General features: G+C 62.8%; 20 protein-coding genes. 3 read left to right on the forward strand and 17 right to left on the reverse strand.

The window, feature by feature from the left end:
* Positions 1 to 117: 117 nt before the first annotated feature.
* The 4 genes from NMG10_RS24965 to NMG10_RS24980 form a co-directional block, all read right to left on the reverse strand.
* Positions 118 to 678, reverse strand: a complete 561-nt coding sequence (locus NMG10_RS24965) for a DUF1285 domain-containing protein (RefSeq protein WP_254465316.1) — start codon at positions 676 to 678, stop codon at positions 118 to 120.
* An 11-nt stretch (positions 679 to 689) separates the two neighbouring features.
* Positions 690 to 1,295, reverse strand: coding sequence for a DUF4823 domain-containing protein (locus NMG10_RS24970; protein ID WP_050704713.1), 606 nt, complete (start codon positions 1,293 to 1,295; stop codon positions 690 to 692).
* A 66-nt stretch (positions 1,296 to 1,361) separates the two neighbouring features.
* Positions 1,362 to 2,330: a GTP 3',8-cyclase MoaA gene (locus NMG10_RS24975; RefSeq protein ID WP_254465317.1), complete on the reverse strand. Its 969-nt coding sequence runs from the start codon at positions 2,328 to 2,330 to the stop codon at positions 1,362 to 1,364.
* 129 nt (positions 2,331 to 2,459) lie between these two features.
* Entirely contained in the window at positions 2,460 to 3,095 is a 636-nt protein-coding gene (locus tag NMG10_RS24980; RefSeq protein ID WP_011532895.1) for a TetR/AcrR family transcriptional regulator, read from the reverse strand.
* 74 nt (positions 3,096 to 3,169) lie between these two features.
* Here NMG10_RS24980 and NMG10_RS24985 point away from each other — a divergent pair, with 74 nt between their 5' ends.
* Positions 3,170 to 4,303, forward strand: coding sequence for an aminotransferase class V-fold PLP-dependent enzyme (locus NMG10_RS24985; RefSeq protein ID WP_232857541.1), 1,134 nt, complete (start codon positions 3,170 to 3,172; stop codon positions 4,301 to 4,303).
* 344 nt (positions 4,304 to 4,647) lie between these two features.
* Here NMG10_RS24985 and NMG10_RS24990 read toward each other — a convergent pair whose 3' ends face one another.
* Both NMG10_RS24990 and NMG10_RS24995 read right to left on the reverse strand, forming a co-directional pair.
* Entirely contained in the window at positions 4,648 to 5,430 is a 783-nt protein-coding gene (locus NMG10_RS24990) for a TatD family hydrolase (protein ID WP_232857542.1), read from the reverse strand.
* A gap of 33 nt (positions 5,431 to 5,463) precedes the next feature.
* Positions 5,464 to 6,450: a DNA polymerase III subunit delta' gene (locus tag NMG10_RS24995; RefSeq protein ID WP_232857543.1), complete on the reverse strand. Its 987-nt coding sequence runs from the start codon at positions 6,448 to 6,450 to the stop codon at positions 5,464 to 5,466.
* Positions 6,451 to 6,587: 137 nt separating this feature from the next.
* Here NMG10_RS24995 and NMG10_RS25000 point away from each other — a divergent pair, with 137 nt between their 5' ends.
* Entirely contained in the window at positions 6,588 to 7,412 is an 825-nt protein-coding gene (locus NMG10_RS25000; protein ID WP_232857549.1) for a deoxynucleotide monophosphate kinase, read from the forward strand.
* Here the strand turns inward: NMG10_RS25000 and NMG10_RS25005 are convergent.
* The 11 genes from NMG10_RS25005 to NMG10_RS25055 all read right to left on the reverse strand — a co-directional run bounded on the left by NMG10_RS25005 (position 7,360) and on the right by NMG10_RS25055 (position 17,320).
* The gene (locus tag NMG10_RS25005; RefSeq protein WP_232857550.1) at positions 7,360 to 8,256 is read right to left on the reverse strand and encodes an HNH endonuclease; all 897 of its coding nucleotides are present in this window, start codon (positions 8,254 to 8,256) and stop codon (positions 7,360 to 7,362) included. The two genes, NMG10_RS25000 and NMG10_RS25005, sit on opposite strands and share 53 nt — an antisense overlap.
* Positions 8,257 to 9,615 carry an AAA family ATPase gene (locus NMG10_RS25010; RefSeq protein WP_232857552.1) on the reverse strand — a complete coding sequence of 453 codons (1,359 nt, stop codon included), beginning with the start codon at positions 9,613 to 9,615 and terminating at the stop codon, positions 8,257 to 8,259.
* A gap of 228 nt (positions 9,616 to 9,843) precedes the next feature.
* Positions 9,844 to 10,968 (reverse strand): endolytic transglycosylase MltG, encoded by a 1,125-nt coding sequence (gene mltG / locus NMG10_RS25015; RefSeq protein ID WP_232857553.1) that lies wholly within the window; start codon positions 10,966 to 10,968, stop codon positions 9,844 to 9,846.
* A gap of 3 nt (positions 10,969 to 10,971) precedes the next feature.
* Complete coding sequence (gene pabC / locus NMG10_RS25020) at positions 10,972 to 11,787, reverse strand: aminodeoxychorismate lyase (RefSeq protein ID WP_203647545.1); 816 nt, start codon at positions 11,785 to 11,787, stop codon at positions 10,972 to 10,974.
* A complete protein-coding gene (gene fabF / locus NMG10_RS25025; RefSeq protein ID WP_232857555.1) occupies positions 11,787 to 13,031 on the reverse strand; it encodes a beta-ketoacyl-ACP synthase II in 1,245 nt (414 codons plus the stop codon). The genes pabC and fabF overlap by 1 nt, the downstream gene beginning before the upstream one ends.
* A gap of 162 nt (positions 13,032 to 13,193) precedes the next feature.
* Positions 13,194 to 13,430 (reverse strand): acyl carrier protein, encoded by a 237-nt coding sequence (gene acpP, locus NMG10_RS25030; protein ID WP_028690990.1) that lies wholly within the window; start codon positions 13,428 to 13,430, stop codon positions 13,194 to 13,196.
* Positions 13,431 to 13,634: 204 nt separating this feature from the next.
* On the reverse strand, positions 13,635 to 14,375 hold the full coding sequence (gene fabG, locus NMG10_RS25035) for a 3-oxoacyl-ACP reductase FabG (protein WP_203647546.1): 741 nt from the start codon (positions 14,373 to 14,375) through the stop codon (positions 13,635 to 13,637).
* 16 nt (positions 14,376 to 14,391) lie between these two features.
* The gene (gene fabD / locus NMG10_RS25040) at positions 14,392 to 15,330 is read right to left on the reverse strand and encodes an ACP S-malonyltransferase (protein WP_232857557.1); all 939 of its coding nucleotides are present in this window, start codon (positions 15,328 to 15,330) and stop codon (positions 14,392 to 14,394) included.
* A 252-nt stretch (positions 15,331 to 15,582) separates the two neighbouring features.
* Positions 15,583 to 16,593: a phosphate acyltransferase PlsX gene (plsX, locus tag NMG10_RS25045; RefSeq protein WP_368044649.1), complete on the reverse strand. Its 1,011-nt coding sequence runs from the start codon at positions 16,591 to 16,593 to the stop codon at positions 15,583 to 15,585.
* A 3-nt stretch (positions 16,594 to 16,596) separates the two neighbouring features.
* Positions 16,597 to 16,779 carry a 50S ribosomal protein L32 gene (gene rpmF / locus NMG10_RS25050; RefSeq protein WP_028690987.1) on the reverse strand — a complete coding sequence of 61 codons (183 nt, stop codon included), beginning with the start codon at positions 16,777 to 16,779 and terminating at the stop codon, positions 16,597 to 16,599.
* A gap of 13 nt (positions 16,780 to 16,792) precedes the next feature.
* Positions 16,793 to 17,320, reverse strand: coding sequence for a YceD family protein (locus tag NMG10_RS25055; RefSeq protein WP_023630499.1), 528 nt, complete (start codon positions 17,318 to 17,320; stop codon positions 16,793 to 16,795).
* 96 nt (positions 17,321 to 17,416) lie between these two features.
* Here NMG10_RS25055 and NMG10_RS25060 point away from each other — a divergent pair, with 96 nt between their 5' ends.
* Positions 17,417 to 17,995, forward strand: coding sequence for a nucleoside triphosphate pyrophosphatase (locus NMG10_RS25060; RefSeq protein WP_232857558.1), 579 nt, complete (start codon positions 17,417 to 17,419; stop codon positions 17,993 to 17,995).
* The last annotated feature ends 87 nt before the right edge of the window (positions 17,996 to 18,082 follow it).

Below are 18,082 nucleotides of genomic sequence, written 5' to 3' on the forward strand. Positions count from 1 at the left end.
CGGTGCCTGAACTATTGCGCACTTAGAAGCAAGATCAAGATCAAGATCAAGATCAAGAAATATGAGTTGATGGCCGGCTGTTGTATCTGTAATGAGGTGGGGATTCAGAAACAGTTATTAGATACTACGCCCAATCGGATAGAACTCACCCCGACTCCAAACTCCAAGCCAAACTTCCCCATCAATCTCCCGCGCCACCGCCAGTTCCACCAACTGATAGAACACATTGCGATGAATCAACGCCTCGAGGTTCCCGCGCATAAGCACATAGGGAGAAGGCTCCTGGGTAACCGGATCAAGCTCAACCCGCAGGGGATTCTCAGGCCCAGCCTCGACCTGGTCGTCGACATTGCTGGTAAACCGCAACACCTGCTGCTCCCCACTGCCCTCGACATCCAGCAGCACGGCAACAAATGGCGCATCATCGACCCGGATCCCGACCTTCTCCACCGGCGTGACCAGGAAGTAATCGTCCCCGTCACGCCGAATGATGGTAGAGAACAACCGCACCATCGGCTTGCGCCCGATCGGCGTCCCCAGGTAGTACCAGGTCCCGTCCCGGGCGATCCGCATGTCGATGTCACCGCAGAAATCCGGGTTCCACAGGTGCACCGGGGGCAGCCCCTTGTGCGCGGGGATCTGCGCCAGCAGATCGTTGGCCTTGCCGGAATCGCTCATGACGCGCTCGCTCAGTTGCTCATGCCCAGAAGACTACGAGCGTACTCGCGCATCGGCGCGGCAAGCAAATCCTGTGGCGTGTTGTCGTGGAACGTCAACAAACCGCCGCGGCTCTTGATGCGCGCGGTGTCGATCAGGTAGCGGGTGCTGGTCTCGATCAGCATCATCTGCACCACGCCACGGTCCCAGCCCAGGCGATCGACAGCCTGCTCGTCATACCACTCGTCACCGTTGCCGATACGGTCGTCGGTGCGGGCGAAACGGGTGTACAACACATAGTCGGCACCCACCGCGCGGGCCTCGGCGATCGCGTCTTCCAGACCCAGCGGGCCCTGGGCGCGACGCACCAGCGGGAAGTACTCGACGAAGCTCTTGAAGGCCTCCTCGGCCACCGCGTTCTGCTGCGGCACCGGCCCCTTGCCCGGCGGCACGAACGCGCCCTGGCCGATGAAGATGAACGAGTCCGGCTGCAGACGGATCGACAGGGTACGGGTGGTGTCGCTGTGGTCCAGCAGGCCCGCATCACTCATGTGGTAACGGACGCCCTCGCCCATATCGCTGACATTCATGCAGCCGCCCAACGCCATCAGCGCCAGCAGCAAGACCAGGCTACGCATCTTTCCTCCAGAAACCGGTGACGAAAAACCGGCGAATAGCCGCGGGATGCAGCTTTTGCGCCAGAGTCAGCCGCCGATCACCTTCATCACCATCACATCGCCGGAAAACGCCACATCCTGCTTGTCCGCCAGGGCCTTCACCAGCAGCCGCTGCAGCGCCGGAAGCGCCTGATGGCGGGGCTTGTCGAGCAGGTCGCCGACAAAGTGACGGTTACTCGACGACAGGCAGCCATGCAGCCAGCCGGTGGACGACAGCCGCAGGCGCGAACAGGTGCGGCAGAACGGCACGCTCTCGTTGGCGATCACGCCGAAATGGCCCTTGCCGGGAATGCGGTAGCGCAGGGCCGTGGCATCCAGCGGGCGCGGCGCCTGCTCATAGCTGTACGACTGGCCGATCAGCGCCAGCAGTTGCTCAAGGCCGACGAACTGCTGCAGGAAAGCATTGCCGTCGCGCGCCAGGTGGCCCATGCGCATCAGCTCGATGAAGCGCAGCTCGTAGCCGCGTTCGAGGCAGTAGTCGAGCAAAGGCAGCACCTGATCGAGGTTCTGCCCGCGCATGGGCACCATGTTGACCTTGATCGCCATGCCCGCGGCGCTGGCCTGCGCCATGCCCGCCAAGACGCTGGCCAGGTCGCCACCCCGGGCGATCCGGCGAAAGGCACTGGCGTCGAGGGTGTCGAGGGAAACGTTGAGCCGGCGGATGCCGGCATCGCGCAGCAGCGGCAGCTTGCGGGTGAGCAGCTGGCCGTTGGTGGTCAGGCTGATGTCGTCGAGCCCCAGGCCCGCCACCGCGCCGAGAAAGGCTTCCAGCCTTGGACTGACCAGCGGCTCGCCGCCGGTGATGCGCAGCCGTTCGACCCCGGCCGCCTCCACCAGGTAGGCCACGCCCCGGGCCAGGGCATCCGCCGTGAGCTCGTCCTGCGCCGCCACCAGGCGCTTGCCATCGGGCACGCAGTAGGTGCAGGCATAGTTGCAGGCAGCAGTCAGGCTGACGCGCAGGTTGCGAAAGCGCCTGCCTTGACGATCGACGATCATGGATGACTCCGGCGTGGAAGATTCTGGCGGGCAAAACCTGACTCAAAAATCAGGTTTTTGCAAGCCTTCCCGGCGAAGCCTTGAGCGAAGGCGCCCGCCGGATGTGCGGTGGGCGCTGCTTGAACGGCTTTAGTTCGCGGCTTCCGGATCGCGCTTGCGCTTGTTGCCCATGCGCACGCCGATGTCCATGAGGAACTGGAAGAAACCTTCCTGATCCTCGAGCACATTGCTCCAGAACGGCGAGTGGTACAGCGCCACCGCGCCATGGACCAGCGCCCAGGCCGCACAGTAGTGGAAGTACGGCGGCACGTCCTCGAGCTTGCCCTCGCTGATGCGCCCCTTGATCAACTGGGTGAGGCGATCAAAGTTGGAGGCGCGGATGCTGTGCAGCTGCTCCACCATTTCCGGCACCTGGTTGCCCTTGACCACCTTCTCTTCCAGGCGGTCGAACAGCCGGTAGCGCTGCGGGTCGCGCATGCGGAACTCGAAGTAGGCACGCGACAGGGCTTCCTTGTCACGGTCGACGTCGGCCGAATGCAACAGCTCATTCAGGTCGCGCTCGTAGTCGAGCATCAGGCGCAGGTAGATCTCCGCCTTGGACTTGAAGTGCTTGTAGATCGTGCCTTTGCCGATACCCACGGCGTCGGCGATCATCTCGACGGTGACGCTGTCTTCACCTTGTTCGAGAAACAGCTTGAGCGCCGTGTCGAGGATCTCTTGTTCGCGACGGCGAAACTCACGGACCTTGCGAGGTTCTTTCTGCATAAAGAAGGACTGGGATGACAATCGAAGCGGATTATTATGCCTAACTGGCGGCAAATTGCACGGATCTTCCAACCATGTCTGTGTTTCTTGATGAGTTCGAGCAGGCGCCGGGCCTGTGCTACCTGAATCACGCGGCGATCGCCCCCTGGCCGCGGCGGACCGCCGAGGTCGTGGCGCGCTTCGCCCAGGAAAACGTGCGTCTGGGCGCCCGCGAGTATCCGGCCTGGCTGGCCACCGAGCGCCGCCTGCGCGAGCGCCTGGCACGCCTGCTGAATGCGCCCAGCACCGGCGACATCGCCCTGGTGGGCAACACCTCCCAGGCGCTGTCGCTGGTGGCCTTCGGCCTCGACTGGCGGCCCGGCGACCAGGTCGTCATCAGCGACGAGGAGTTCCCCTCCAACCGCGTGGTCTGGCAGGCCCTGGCTGATCGCGGGGTCGAAGTGGTCGAGGCAGGCCTGGCCGTCGCCGATCCGGAAGCGGCACTGCTCGCCGCCTGCGGCCCGCGAACGCGCTTGCTGTCGGTCAGCGCCGTGCAGTTCGCCAGCGGCCTGCGCCTGGACCTGGCACGCCTGGGCGCCGCCTGTCGCCAACGCGGCGTGCTGTTCTGCGTCGACGCGATCCAGCAGGTCGGCGCCCTGCCCTTCGATGTGCAGCACTACCAATGCGACTTCGCCATGGCCGACGGCCACAAGTGGATGCTCGGCCCCGAGGGGCTGGGAGTGTTCTATTGCCGCAGCGAGCTGCGCCGGCAGTTGAAGCTGCACGCTTATGGCTGGCACATGCTCGAACACCTTGGCGATTTCGAACGCCGCCAGTGGCAACCGGCGCGCAGTGCGCGGCGCTTCGAGTGCGGCAGCCCGAACATGCTCGGCGCCTGCGCACTGGAGGCCAGCCTGTCGCTGCTGGAGGAGGTTGGCATGACGGTGGTCGCCGAACAGCTGGGGCAGCGGGTCGAGCAGCTGCATCAAGGGCTGACGGCCATCCCCGGGGCGCAGTTGCATAGCCCGGATGATCCTTCACGGCGGGCCGGCATCGTCAGTTTCAGCCTGGATGGTCATGCCAACGCCGACATTTATCGAGCCCTGAGCAAAAACGGGGTGATATGCGCCGTACGCGGCCCCGGGGTACGGTTTTCCCCACATTTCTATACCGACCGCCGCCTGATCGACGAAGTACTGCGACAGGTCCGACAGATTGCCATGCATTGAACGCGCAAGGGACTGCGGACGTATTCCAAATCTGTTTAAAAAACGATCAATCACTGCTGGCGGGGCGCCAATCCTGGCCAATACTTGAAGTGTTGGCGCGGCGCATACCCCCAAGTGGCGCGCCGATAAAGGTACCCAGGGAGCGTGTGCCTTTGTTTTACTCCTAATGGTCTTAACCCGGATTCCCCCCCCAGAACCCGGGTTTTTTTTGCCCGGTTCGGGGTGCATGGGGAGGCGGCTTCAGATTTGCCTGGGCCAATGCTATCGCGGGGCAAGCCCGCTCCCACGAGTTCGATCATTACGTGGGAGCGGGCTTGCCCCGCGATAGCGTCAGCACGGCGACCTCAGATTACCCTTGCCAGCGGGAACAGTCGCTTGAAGTTGCTGGTCGTCTGCTCGGCCAACTGCTCGTAGCTCACCCCACGCAACGACGCCACATACTCGGCCACTTCCCGCACGTACTGCGGCAGGTTCGGCTTGCCGCGGTGCGGGATCGGCGCCAGGTACGGCGAGTCGGTCTCCACCAGCAGGCGATCCACCGGCACCTGCCGGGCCACCTCGCGCAAGGCGTCGGCATTGCGGAAGGTGACGATGCCGGACAGCGAAATGTAGTAGCCCAGGTCGAGCGCGGCCTTGGCCATCGGCCAGTCCTCGGTGAAGCAGTGCAGCACCCCGGCCTGGGGCAGGTTGGCCTCGCGCAGCAGCGCCAGGGTGTCCTCGCGGGCCGCCCGGGTGTGCACGATGACCGGCTTGCCGGTCTGCCGCGAAGCCTCCAGGTGCAGGCGGAACGAGGCCTGCTGCAGTTCGGCGGCCTCTGGCTCGTAGTGGTAGTCCAGCCCGGTCTCGCCAATGGCCACAGCATGGGGGTGGGCCAGTTCGCGCAACAGCCACTCCAGGGCCGGCGTTTCCCCGGGCGCCAGGTCGAGCGGGTGCACGCCCACCGAGCAGTCCACGTCGGCGTAGCGCTCGCTTAGCGCCTTGACCGCGCCGGCGTTCTCGGCGCTCACGCCGATGCACAGGAAGTGCCCTACTCCGCGCTCACGGGCCGCCTGCAGGGCGGCGTCGAGGGAGCCCTGGTGGGCGCTCAGGTCGAGACGGTCGAGGTGGCAATGGGAATCTACGAGCATGGGAACACGACACACATGAATGAACGGTGGAAATCAGCGCATGCCCGGCAGCTGCACCCAATGGGCGAGCAAGGCTTCGAGCAGCAGTACACGGTTGAGGTTGGCCTTGCCCAGCACCTTCTGGCGCTGCTCGAGGATCCACGCCTGGACCTCCAGCACCTTGCCCTGGCGGCTCTTCTGCGCCAGGTACTGCAGCACCTTGCGCATGTCGGCCAAGCCTAGTCCTTCCTCATCCTGGGTCAACTGGTAGCGCAGGATCAGGTGCGACCAGTCGCAGAACCAGTCGAACAGCAACAGCAACGGCACGCTGTTCCAGGCCTCGGCCAGTTGGCTGGGCGACTGCTGCTGCTTGAGCAGCTTCTTCACCCCCTCGGTCACCAGCGCCCGCTGCTCGCGCACGCCCTGGGCCTGCAGGCTCACGGCCATCAGCGGCGAACCGGCGGCCAGGGTCAGCAGCTCCTCGCGCTCCTCCTCGCCACTGTCGGCAAGGGCGGCGGCCAGCCAGGCGCGGCTCTGCTCCAGGCTCGGCTGCGGGCAGGCAACCTGCTGGCAGCGGCTCTTGATGGTCGGCAGCAGGCGGCTGGGCTGGTGGCTGACCAGCAGTAGCACGGTATCGCCGGAGGGCTCCTCCAGGCTCTTGAGCAGGGCGTTGGAGGCATTGATGTTCATCGCCTCCACCGGCTCGATCAGCACCACCTTGCGCCCGCCCTGCTGGGCGGTCTGCACCACGAATGACACCAGATCACGCACCTGGTCGATCTTGATCGGCTTGTCGGCCTCTTCCGGCTCCAGTACGAAGTTGTCCGGGTGGCTGCCGGCCTTGAGCAACAGGCACGACTTGCATTGGCCGCAAGCATCCAGGCCCTGCGGCTGCTGGCACAGCAGCCGCGCCATCAGGCGCTCGGCCAGTGCGCGCTTGCCGATGCCCTGGGGCCCGTGCAGCAAGTAGGCATGGGCATGCTGGGCGCGCCCGGCCAATTGCTGCCAGAGCGCCTGCTGCCAGGGGTAGGCTTCAGCCATGCGGACCTCTCTTTGAATCTCGACCATACCTGTGCAAACAGGCGCGAGGTTTTGCAATCATTTCACCAGGCAAACTAAAATCGCCGCTAAATCGCGCATTCTAGCGTTTCTCCCTGCCCAAACATACTGGAGACCTCGTGAGGACAATCATCGGCCTGGCCGCCCCCGCCCGATCAGGGAAAGACACCGTTGCCGCCGTACTGCTCAAGCAACCAGGTGTCGCGGCATACGCACTGGCAGACCCCTTGAAAATGGGTTGCCAGGCGCTATGGGGGTTAAGCGACGAGCAGACGTGGTCGGATGATCTTAAAGAGCAGCCCATTGCACTGTGGCAACGTTCGCCACGAGAACTGTTCCAGCAAGTGGGCACCGAGTGGATGCGCGAACGCACTGCCGACCATTGGCTGATGCGCGCAGAGTTGGCCATCAACCCACCTGCCGGTCGGGCGACCGATGACGGTTTTGTCGTCGACCTGAACGCGACGCAGGCCCCGTTCAGACTGGCAGCCCAAGCCTTCTTCGGTTTTAGTGATGCGCAGCTCTGGGACGAACGGCTGAGCGGGCAGATCGATCCTTACTGGTCGATCACACCACGCAGCGCTGTGGAGTTTCTCAGCGCCAGAGCATTGGCGCTGTACAGCGACTATGCAGTTCGACGGGCAGCTTCGACGGTGGCACTCTCACGCCCCCTCTCATCGCTCCCGGATGAGGCCCACACCATCATCATCAAAGATATTCGCTACGAGAACGAAGCAGCTTACCTGCGCCAACACAATGGCAGGATCTGGCACATCAGGCGCCCAAATCCGCAACGGGTAAATCCTCACAGCTCAGAGTCAGGCATCGAGATACAACCGCAAGACATTCTGATCGACAACGACCAGACAATTGATGTGCTCGCCGAACGGGTCATGAGCGCGTGGAAGATGTCGCAGCCTCTGTGCAGCAAGTCAATACCTTGAGGATGCCAGCCGCGTCGTCGGTATCGATATCCTCATCAGCAACAAGGGCCACCAGTAGCGCTTCTGCTTTTTCAGCCAGCAGCATGGTGCCTTTGGCGCGAAATTCCACCCAGAGCCGGATCAGCTCATTCGCTACCGGACGGTCGATATCAACTGCCATCTCGACGGCACTGACCGCGTGATCAAAGCTGCACCGCTGCGCCCGGACATCCCCGGCCAGATCCATCACAGCGTCTCTAAGGCTTCCAGCCTGCCGTGCCTTGATCAAGGCACGCACTGCAGCCCTGGAGCTCAGGCCCTCAGCCTGATCGAGCCGGCAAACCCGGATAACGTAATCGCCCTCTGGGGAACGTTGTGTGTAAGTCCAATTCTCGCTTCGACTGATATGGCCGGAATAACGCTGGGTGTATGGGTAAAACCACTGTATGGCAGCAGGGTCAGGATAGGTGTCACTGGTGTAGACATTCGTCCGGTCACGCAAAGGGTCGAAGCTCTTCTTGTACGAGTTGCAGATCTTGCAGATCACCACCATATTCAGTGGTTCATAGGTGAACTGTGAGTAGCCATACGTGTGCTGACGCCGTGCATACTCATTGCTTCTGCCGTTTTCATCCGTACAGTTCTTCGTACCCAGTTTGGGCAATATATGATCCAGTTCTCGATGCCCGACCTCATCCGCCTCGATCGCGAGCTGGCAATAAGCGCAGCGGTAATTCTGAAGCTTCAGCAGCCGGCTGCGGTATGCCTTCAACTCATGGGGTGTCGACCACACGTTTCCTGAATACGCCCGGATCGACGCCAACAGTGGCTCATCTTCGTCAGTGAGCGTGATAGTTTCAAACATTCACCCAACTCCATGCCCGGTGCGCTTGCGCAACTCATCAAGCAGTTGGCTCAAGACGGTCCGCAGCGGATCGACCGGCGGTAGCGAGGCCAGACACTGGGTAAGCTCTTCCTGAAACAGCCGATTTTCTGCAACGCTCATCCGCTTGTCTTCGCGAATGAGTGCCAGCGCAACATCTGCAGTGAGGGTGAAAAAGGGTGCCCGCGACGATGGCACATCGAACGCGGCCTCGTAGACATCAGATGCTCTCCACCCGTAGGTGTCTGGCACACTTCTGGACTCGATGAGCTGCTGACCCGCCTCGTTCACACCAAGGTCGATCAGCGCCTGAACTTGCCCGCAGCCAGGTTCGACACCAGAGGCAATAATAGGCGAATGAGTCACCACCATGGCCTGCGCCCCCCGGAACTCTCTCATGACAGCGTTCAGCGTGGTGATGTACTGCTGTTGCCAAAGAGGGTGCAGGCTATTCTCAGGCTCGTCGATCAACACCAGGCTGCTGTCGGTGATGTGTGCCGCCAACCCGACCAGTCCCGCGAGCCAGCTCCATTGGCCAGAACTGAGATGATCGCCCGGAAGCTCGAGCATACCCTGCCCTTGGCGAGCGCTCTCCGAGTGATGGCTCTGCTTGAAGAATCGTGTCCGGGACACTTCGATAAGGCCTGCGCGTACGAAAACCTCCAGTTCATCAATACCCCAGTCCTTCCAAACCGGCGAAGCAAGGCGAATTTCACCCTTTTCGAACACCAGGCAAGGAGGGGCGTGATCGAACCAATCCAGGAGTTTGAAAATACCATTGATAGTAAAATCAAAACCGCTGACCTTATTGAGTACCGCTTGTAGCCGGGGACTGTGGCGCTCCACAGGGGCCGCCTGACAATAGTCAGCGATGGCTTTCCTGGCATAATCCTCAATGGCGTCCTTTGCCACGTATCTCACACTGAGATGAGCATTAACCCAGTCACTGTCATGCCGCTCCAGCTCTTTTCCAAGCTTGAGGGATATGTCGATTCTTGGCGCGAACCCAACATTATTGAAAACCCGCTCGAATATATGAGCCCTGGCACGGAGCTGATCGGCGTTCAAGAACAAGGCCACCATCAGCGCTCGCTCACTCTGGGCGATACCGGCCATACCGTTTGCCGCGCGCTGCCCCAGGTAGAGGTATCTTGCCTGCCCCTGCTTTTTTTGGCTGCCGAGCATCAGCATCTGCGCCCTTGGGAAACGATCCAGCGGAGTACCCGATATACAGATCACGTTTGCCGGCGCACCGTCCTCCCAGCCGGGCATTGCCAAGTCTGAGTTGCGTTTTTTGCCAGCCGCCATGTCATCCAGGGCCGCTTGAAGAATCTGACGCAAGATAAAACTCTTACGACTGCCATTCTGGCCAATCAATACAGAGATCCAGGTTCCAAATCTGGACGCACGCTCATCGTATAAATCAACGTGAGCGCTCAGTGAAGTATTGGAAATAGCGAAAGATTTTAGCACCTGCTCTCCCTGAGAACTTGACACCCTCGCAGTGTGGCGAGGTAACCGGACCAATACGCGCCGCCGCTGAACGCCACGACGCCATTGTCATAGAGCCTAGGGCTGTTCCGTCGCTGGCGCCGAAGACTTGGAATCAGGCTCTGCAGGTGCAGCGACGTCATCGGCCGGAGCCTCTTCAGGCGCGTTCTGCGGCGCGGGGCTGGAACGGTAATCCGCCCGCCGCTTGAGCTGGAACTCACGCACCGCACTGTTGTGATCGTCCAGGTCGTCGGAGAACACATGACTGCCATCGCCGCGGGCGACGAAGTACAGGCTCGAGCCGTTGCTGGGGTTGAGCGCGGCATGGATCGCCTCGCGCCCGACCATGGCGATCGGCGTCGGCGGCAGGCCGGTCATGGTGTAGGTGTTGTAGGGGGTCGGCTCGCGCAGGTCGGCGCGGGTGATCTTGCCGTTGTAGCGCTCGCCCATGCCATAGATCACGGTCGGGTCGGTCTGCAGCATCATGCCCAGGCGCATGCGCCGCACGAACACGCCGGCGATCTGCCCGCGCTCCTGGGGAATGCCGGTTTCCTTCTCCACCAGCGAGGCCATGATCAGCGCCTGGTACGGGTCGCGATACGGCAGGTCGGTGCTGCGCTCGGCCCATTCCTTGGCCAACACTTCGTCCAGGCGCATATAAGCCTGCTGCAACAGCTCGATGTCACTCATGCCGCGCACGAAGCGATAGGTGTCGGGGAAGAAGCGGCCTTCGGGGAACACACCGGTATGGCCGAGCTTATCCATCACTTCGGCATCGGACAGCCCCTCGAGGGTGTGCTTGAGCTTTTCGTGCTTCGCGACTGCGGCACGCACCTGGCGGAAGGTCCAGCCCTCGACCAGGGTAATGTTGTACTGCACCACGTCGCCGCGCTTCCAGGCGTCGAACAGCTGCCCCACGGTCATGCCCGGGGTCACCCGGTACTCGCCGGTATGCAGCGGCGTGCCCGCCATGTTGAAGCGCCAGTAAAGGCGCAGCCACAGCGGATCGTCGAGCAGGCCTTCGCCCTGCATGCGATAGAACATACGGTTGGGCGTCGTGCCGCTGGGCACGTCGAGCAGGCGCTCCTGCGCCACTTGCAGGGGCTGCTCCAGGACCGAGTTGACCTTCCAGGCGGCCCAGCCCAGTGCCAGGCCGGCGAGGATCAAACTCATTTCCAGCAGCAGCAGGAATTTGCGTCTCACGAATCAGGTATCCAGTAACGTACGGGCAACGGCCTGCAGTTTACGGGTGAGCGGCCCGGCCGGCCAGTTCAGCGCGGCGAATTCACGCACGGGCCAGATGCCGTAGACACTGTTGCAGACGAACACTTCGTCAGCCTGCTCCAGCGCCTCCAGCGGCAAGTCCCGCACCTGGGTGGCAATGCCCAGCAACGCCGCCTGCTCCAGCAACGCCGCGCGCATCACCCCGGCCACGCCGCAACGGCTCAGCTCAGCGGTCAGCAGCACGCCGTCACGCACCAGGAACAGGTTGCTGTACACCCCTTCGATCACCCGCCCTTGGCCGTCACGCATCAAGCCTTCGGCAAACGCCGGATCCTGCCATTCGGCACGGGCCAGCACCTGCTCGAGGCGGTTGAGGTGTTTGAGCCCGGCCAGCAGCGGTTGTTCCGCCAGCCGCGTCTGACAGGCGTACAGGCGCACGCCCTGTTCGGCGTTTTCGGCGGGATAAGCCGGCAAGGGGCTGCCCTGGAGAATGCGCCGCGCCTGGGCGCCAGCCACCGGGGCATAGCCGCGCTGGCTGTCGCCACGGGTCAGGATCAGCTTGGCGACGCCCTCGCCCAGCAACTGGGCGAATTGCAACAGTTCATTGCGAACCAGCGTCAGATCGGCTTCGATCGCCAGGCGCTGGCAACCCAGCGCCAGGCGGTCGAGGTGCAGGGCCAGCAGGCTGGGCCTGCCGCCGCGCACGGCAATGGTCTCGAACAGGCCATCGCCGTAGGCCAGGCCACGATTCTGCAGATTGACCGCAGCCGCGTCCTGGCCATCGATCCAGCTGTGCATCAGTCGGCGAACCGACGGAATACCAGCGAGCCGTTGGTGCCACCAAAGCCGAACGAGTTGGACAGCACCACGTCGATCGGCATGCTGCGCGCCTGGTGCGGCACGAAGTCCAGGTCGCAGCCTTCGTCGGGCTCGTCCAGGTTGATGGTCGGCGGCGCCATCTGGCTGTTGATCGCCAGGACGCTGAAGATCGCCTCCACCGCGCCGGCAGCGCCGAGCAGGTGGCCGGTCATCGACTTGGTCGAACTGACCGCCAGCTTGTAGGCGTGCTCGCCGAACACGCGCTTGATCGCGGCCACTTCGGCAATGTCGCCGGCCGGCGTCGAGGTGCCGTGGGCGTTGATGTAGCTGACGTCCTCAGGCTGGATGCCGGCATCGCGCAAGGCGTTGGCCATGCAGCGGGCGGCACCTTCGCCGGAATCGGGCGGCGAGGTCATGTGGTAGGCGTCACCGCTCATGCCGAAACCGACCAGCTCGGCGTAGATGGTGGCGCCACGGGCCTTGGCATGCTCCAGCTCTTCGAGCACCAGGGCGCCGGCACCGTCGGACAGCACGAAGCCGTCACGGCCCTTGTCCCACGGGCGGCTGGCACGGGCTGGCTCGTCGTTGCGGGTCGACAACGCGCGGGACGCGCCGAAGCCGCCCATGCCCAGGCCGCAGGCGGCCATTTCGGCGCCACCGGCGATCATCACGTCGGCTTCACCGTAAGCGATATTGCGCGCGGCCATGCCGATGCAATGGGTACCGGTGGTGCAGGCGGTGGCGATCGCGTAGTTCGGCCCTTGCAGACCCAGGTGGATCGACAGGAAGCCGGAGATCATGTTGATGATCGAACCCGGCACGAAGAACGGCGAGATCCGGCGCGGCCCTTGCTCGTGCAGGGTCTTGCTGGTCTCTTCGATGTTGGTCAGCCCACCAATGCCCGAACCCATGGCCACGCCGATGCGCTCGCGGTTGGCGTCGGTGATTTCCAGGCCGGCGTTGCGCACCGCCTGGAATCCGGCCGCCAGGCCGTACTGGATGAACAGGTCGAGCTTGCGGGCCTCCTTGGCCGACAGGTACTGCTCGACTTCGAAGCCCTTTACCGAGCCGCCAAAACGGGTGGAGTAGGCAGCCAGATCCGTATGTTCGATCGGACCGATGCCACTGCGGCCAGCCAGAATGCCCTGCCAGGTGCTCGGTACATCGGTACCCAGTGGCGACAGCATACCCATACCAGTGACCACGACGCGTCTACGCGACACAGTACTCTCCTCATTTCCAAATTACAGAGTCTCTTGCCAGTGCACTGGCGCGGCCAATGGCCTGGCAACAGACTCCGCTGATTGCAGGGCTTGCAAAGAAAAAACCGCACGCCGGCGACGGCAGTGCGGTTTTTCCCGACAAGTAGCGTCGACTGAAACGTCTTAGGCCTGGTGGGCGTTGACGTAGTCGATGGCAGCTTGAACGGTAGTGATCTTCTCGGCTTCTTCGTCAGGGATTTCGGTCTCGAATTCCTCTTCCAGAGCCATCACCAGCTCAACGGTGTCAAGCGAATCGGCACCCAGGTCCTCAACGAAGGAAGAGGTGTTCTTCACTTCATCTTCCTTGACGCCCAGTTGCTCGGCGACGATTTTCTTGACGCGTTCTTCGATGGTGCTCATACCTAGTTTTCACTCCTAATGGACATATGTCAGGCAGCTGGCCGGTGACCAAGTTTATAGGAAGACGCCTGCTTTTCAAGCGTAACGCGCCTTCCACCAGGCCACCGGGCCCTCTGCCCGGAATCTGGTTGCAGCTTTATAACGGATTTTAGGCTCGCAGTATGACTCTTTTTTGAAGCAATCCGTCACATTGAGTTGCGGTTTTTACATGTACATCCCGCCGTTCACCGGCACGGTGGCGCCGGTGACATAGGCTGCGCCGTCGGAAGCCAGGAAGGAAACCACTTTCGCGATCTCCTCGGCCTGGCCCAGGCGGCCCAGCGGAATCTCTTTCTGCAGGGCCTCGCGCTGCGCTTCGGGCAGTTCGCGGGTCATGTCGGTGTCGATGAAGCCCGGGGTCACCGAGTTGACGGTGATGCCACGCGAGCCCACTTCACGGGCCAGGGCACGGCTGAAGCCTTCCAGGCCAGCCTTGGCGGCGGCGTAGTTGGCCTGGCCGGCGTTGCCCATGGCACCCACCACCGAGCCGATGCTGATGATACGACCCCAGCGGGCCTTGGTCATGCCGCGCAGCACGCCCTTGGACAGACGGTAGAGGCTGTTGAGGTTGGTGTCGATCACGTCGAACCACTCGTCGTCCTTCATCCGCAGCATCAGGTTGTCGCGGGTGATGCCGGCGTTGTTGACCAGGATGGCCGGTGCGCCGAACTGCTCACCGATGGCGCCCAGCACCGCCTCCACGGACTCGGCGCTGGTGACGTTCAGCTCCAGGCCGGTACCGTTGATGCCGTGCTCTTTCAGGGTGGCGGCAATGCGCTCGGCGCCAGAAGCGGTGGTGGCGGTACCGATCACGGTCGCGCCCTGGCGGCCCAGCTCGAGGGCGATGGCCTGGCCGATACCACGGCTGGCGCCGGTGACCAGTGCAACTTTACCTTGCAGGCTCATGCAAGCTTCTCCGAATTCAGGCCAGCGCCGCACGGGTGGCGGCGACGGCGTCTGGGGTGTTGAGGTTGTAGGTGGTCACGCCGTCGGCGCAACGCTTGTTCAGGCCGGCCAGGACCTTGCCCGGACCGCATTCGACCAGGTTCACCGCGCCGCGCTCGGCCAGGGCCTGCACGCACTCGACCCAGCGTACCGGCTGGTACAGCTGTGCCAGCAGATCGTGCTTGAGGGCGTCGAGGTCGGCGGCGATGGCGGCGGTGACGTTCTGCACCACCGGGATCTGCGGGGCCTTCCATTCGATGGCATTGACCGACTCGGCGAAACGCTCGGCGGCCGGCTTCATCAGCGCGCAGTGCGATGGCACGCTGACCGCCAGCGGCAGGGCGCGCTTGGCGCCAGCCACTTTGCACAGCTCCATGGCGCGATCCACCGCCGCCTTGTTGCCAGCAATGACCACCTGGCCAGGGGAGTTGAAGTTCACCGCGCTGACCACTTGGTCTTCGGCGGCCTTGGCACAGATTTCGACCACGACCGCGTCGTCCAGGCCGAGGATCGCGGCCATGGCGCCGTGACCGGCCGGCACGGCTTCCTGCATCAGCTGACCGCGGCGCTCGACAAGGCGCACGGCGTCTTTGAGCGACAGGCTGCCAGCGGCGACCAGGGCGCTGTATTCACCCAGGCTGTGACCGGAGACAAACGCAGGCTGCGCGCCACCCTCTTCCAGCCACAGGCGCCACAGGGCGATCGAGGCGGTCAGGATGGCCGGCTGGGTCTTGTCGGTCTGGTTGAGTTGTTCTTCCGGGCCTTCCTGGACCAGTTTCCACAGGTCATAGCCCAGGGCCTCGGACGCTTCCTTGAAGGTCTCGACGATTACCGGTTTTTCGGCGCCCAGCTCTTTGAGCATGCCCAGCGACTGGGAACCTTGACCAGGAAAGACGAATGCGAGGGATGCAGACATTGAACAAGCCCTTATGATCTTGTCGTCGGATAGGGTGCGCCAAGCCCTGGGCTGGACGCAGAATCTGAAAGCTTGGATGGATACACAGACCAAGCGGTCACATTTAAGCACTTCATCGGCGATATGCCTAAGATCTTTGCTTGTCTGTGCCGGCCCTTTCGCGGGTAAACCCGCTCCCACAGGATTGCCACAGGCCTGAAGGTTGCAGGGCACCTGTGGCAGCGGGTTTACCCGCGAAGAGGCCGGCGCAGGCTACGGCAGCAAGTCCTCCAGACGCCCGTGCAGGCGTTGTGGCAGGTTCTCCTGGATCTCGATCAGCGCCCGCTGGATCGCACTCTGCAACCCCTGCACGCCCGCCGAGCCATGACTCTTGATGACGATGCCCTGCAACCCCAGGAAGCTTGCGCCATTGTGTCGCGCCGGCGCCAGGTCGGCCTGCAGGCGCTTGAGCAACGGCATGGCCATGGCCCCCGCCGCCCGCGCCAGCAGCCCGCCACGGAACAACGCCTCGATGCGCGCACCGATCATGGTTGCCAGGCCTTCGCTGGACTTGAGCAGGATATTGCCGACAAAACCGTCGCACACCACCACGTCCGCCTCGCCACGGTACAGCCCGTCGCCCTCGACGAAGCCGATGTAGTTCAGGCCCCGGGCGTTCTGCAGCAGACTGGCGGCCAGTTTGACCTGCTGGTTGCCCTTGATGTCCTCGGTGCCGATATTGAGCAGTGCCACCCGCGGCCGGTTCACGCCCAGGGCCTGGGCGGCCACCGAGCCCATCACGGCGAACTGGTAGAGGTTTTCCGCGCTGCAATCGACATTGGCGCCGAGGTCGAGTAGCTGACAATAGCCGGCCTGGGTCGGAATCGCCGCCACCATCGCCGGGCGATCGATGCCGGGCAGGGTCTTGAGCACCAGGCGCGACAGGGCCATGAGCGCACCGGTATTGCCGGCACTCACGCAGGCCTGGGCCTTGCCATCACGCACCAGTTCGAGGGCGACGCGCATCGACGAGTCCGGCTTGCCCCGCAACGCCTGCGATGGCCGCTCGTCCATGCCGATCACTTCGCTGGCCGCGACAATCTGCAGGCGCGCGCGATCCGCAGCCGCAAGGCCGCTGAGCAGATCTTCAAGGAGGGAGGGTTGACCGACGAGGGTCAGGTGCAGCGAGGGGTTAGCCGAAAGGCAGGCAATGCTAGCCTGGACAATGTTGCGGGGACCGAAGTCCCCGCCCATTGCGTCGATCGCGATGATCTGAGCGGACAAGGATTACTCGTCGGCGCCCTTGTCGATCACTTTGCGACCACGGTATACGCCTTCTGGCGATACGTGGTGACGCAGGTGTACTTCACCGGTGCTCTTCTCTACCGACAGAGCTTCTGCCGACAGGGCGTCGTGCGAACGGCGCATGTCACGGGCAGAGCGGGATTTTTTGTTCTGCTGAACAGCCATAATTGATTAACTCCTAAACGTTTGGGTCACGCTTTAACTGCGCCAATACACTGAACGGGTTGGACCGCGATACCTCGTCCTTGCTCGGCTCGGGCTCATCGAGTCCCGCCGGCTGCTGGCATTCTTCCGGATGATGAGCAGGCACGATCGGCAGGGCGAGCAACAGCTCTTCCTCGACCAACGCCTGCAGATCCAAAGGATCTTCGCCCAGTTCCAGCACGTCATAGCCTTTCGGCAACGACTGGGTGTTCGCACCCTCCTTCACCACGGCGTATGTACATTCGCTGTGGATCGGCAGGGTGACCAGCTCAAGACAACGCTGGCAAACCATCTTGACTTCGACATCCAGCGCGCTGTGGATAACCACCACGTGCTGTTCATCTCGTTCAAAATCGAACTTCGCCTGCACCGTACCGACATTGTCGGAAAGCGGGTCGCAGAGTCTTTCCAAATCAGCGAGTTGCAGCGAACCTTCGAGGGTTACGCCACGATCAGCCAATTTGCGCGGGTCAACGTGAGGTGGAATCGGGTCATTCAACATAGGCGCAGCATTCTAGGGATGCACCCCCTCCCTGTCAAAGGAAATTAGGTGCCATCTCGCATGTTAGAATTCGGGGTAATTGCCCAGGAGTCTACCATGCTTCCCTTGTTACTGGCTTCCAGCTCTGCGTACCGCCGCGAACTGCTCACCCGCCTGCGCCTGCCCTTCACCTGGGCGAGCCCCGACCTTGACGAACGGCGCCTCGATGACGAGCCCGCCGTCGAGCTGGTCCGCCGCCTGGCCCGACAGAAGGCCGAAGCCCTGGCCGCCAGCCACCCCGACCACCTGATCATTGGTTCCGACCAGGTGGCGGTGCTGGGCGAGCAGATCCTCGGCAAGCCCCACACCTTCGAACGCGCCTGCGAGCAGTTGCTGGAGGCCAGCGGGCAGCAGGTCACCTTCCTCACCGGGCTAGCGCTGCTGAACAGCGCCACAGGCCACTGCCAGGTCGATTGCGTGCCGTTTACCGTGACGATGCGCGAGCTGGATCGGGAGCGCGTGGAGCGCTATGTGACGGCCGAGCAGCCGCTGGACTGCGCCGGCAGCTTCAAGGCGGAGGGATTGGGGGTCAGCCTGTTCCAGAGCACCCATGGCTGCGATGCCACGAGCCTGATCGGGCTGCCTCTGATTAGACTGGTGGACATGCTGCACAAGGAAGGTGTGCGGGTGCCCTGAGCACCAGCCCTCTCAAGGCATTAAAAATTAGCGCCTGACTTGGAATTGCCGGGGCTGCTTTGCAGCCCTTTCGCGGCACAAGGCCGC

The sequence above is a fragment of the Pseudomonas sp. DVZ6 genome, from assembly GCF_024259445.1.
GTDB lineage: Bacteria > Pseudomonadota > Gammaproteobacteria > Pseudomonadales > Pseudomonadaceae > Aquipseudomonas > Aquipseudomonas peradeniyensis.

Coding starts and splice junctions, on each gene's coding strand:
- NMG10_RS24965 (WP_254465316.1), bottom strand. CDS start 678: ATGAGCGATTCCGGCAAGGCCAACGATCTGCTGGCGCAGATCCCCGCG.
- NMG10_RS24970 (WP_050704713.1), bottom strand. CDS start 1,295: ATGCGTAGCCTGGTCTTGCTGCTGGCGCTGATGGCGTTGGGCGGCTGC.
- NMG10_RS24975 (WP_254465317.1), bottom strand. CDS start 2,330: ATGATCGTCGATCGTCAAGGCAGGCGCTTTCGCAACCTGCGCGTCAGC.
- NMG10_RS24980 (WP_011532895.1), bottom strand. CDS start 3,095: ATGCAGAAAGAACCTCGCAAGGTCCGTGAGTTTCGCCGTCGCGAACAA.
- NMG10_RS24985 (WP_232857541.1), top strand. CDS start 3,170: ATGTCTGTGTTTCTTGATGAGTTCGAGCAGGCGCCGGGCCTGTGCTAC.
- NMG10_RS24990 (WP_232857542.1), bottom strand. CDS start 5,430: ATGCTCGTAGATTCCCATTGCCACCTCGACCGTCTCGACCTGAGCGCC.
- NMG10_RS24995 (WP_232857543.1), bottom strand. CDS start 6,450: ATGGCTGAAGCCTACCCCTGGCAGCAGGCGCTCTGGCAGCAATTGGCC.
- NMG10_RS25005 (WP_232857550.1), bottom strand. CDS start 8,256: ATGTTTGAAACTATCACGCTCACTGACGAAGATGAGCCACTGTTGGCG.
- pabC (WP_203647545.1), bottom strand. CDS start 11,787: ATGCACAGCTGGATCGATGGCCAGGACGCGGCTGCGGTCAATCTGCAG.
- acpP (WP_028690990.1), bottom strand. CDS start 13,430: ATGAGCACCATCGAAGAACGCGTCAAGAAAATCGTCGCCGAGCAACTG.
- fabG (WP_203647546.1), bottom strand. CDS start 14,375: ATGAGCCTGCAAGGTAAAGTTGCACTGGTCACCGGCGCCAGCCGTGGT.
- fabD (WP_232857557.1), bottom strand. CDS start 15,330: ATGTCTGCATCCCTCGCATTCGTCTTTCCTGGTCAAGGTTCCCAGTCG.
- rpmF (WP_028690987.1), bottom strand. CDS start 16,779: ATGGCTGTTCAGCAGAACAAAAAATCCCGCTCTGCCCGTGACATGCGC.
- NMG10_RS25055 (WP_023630499.1), bottom strand. CDS start 17,320: ATGTTGAATGACCCGATTCCACCTCACGTTGACCCGCGCAAATTGGCT.
- NMG10_RS25060 (WP_232857558.1), top strand. CDS start 17,417: ATGCTTCCCTTGTTACTGGCTTCCAGCTCTGCGTACCGCCGCGAACTG.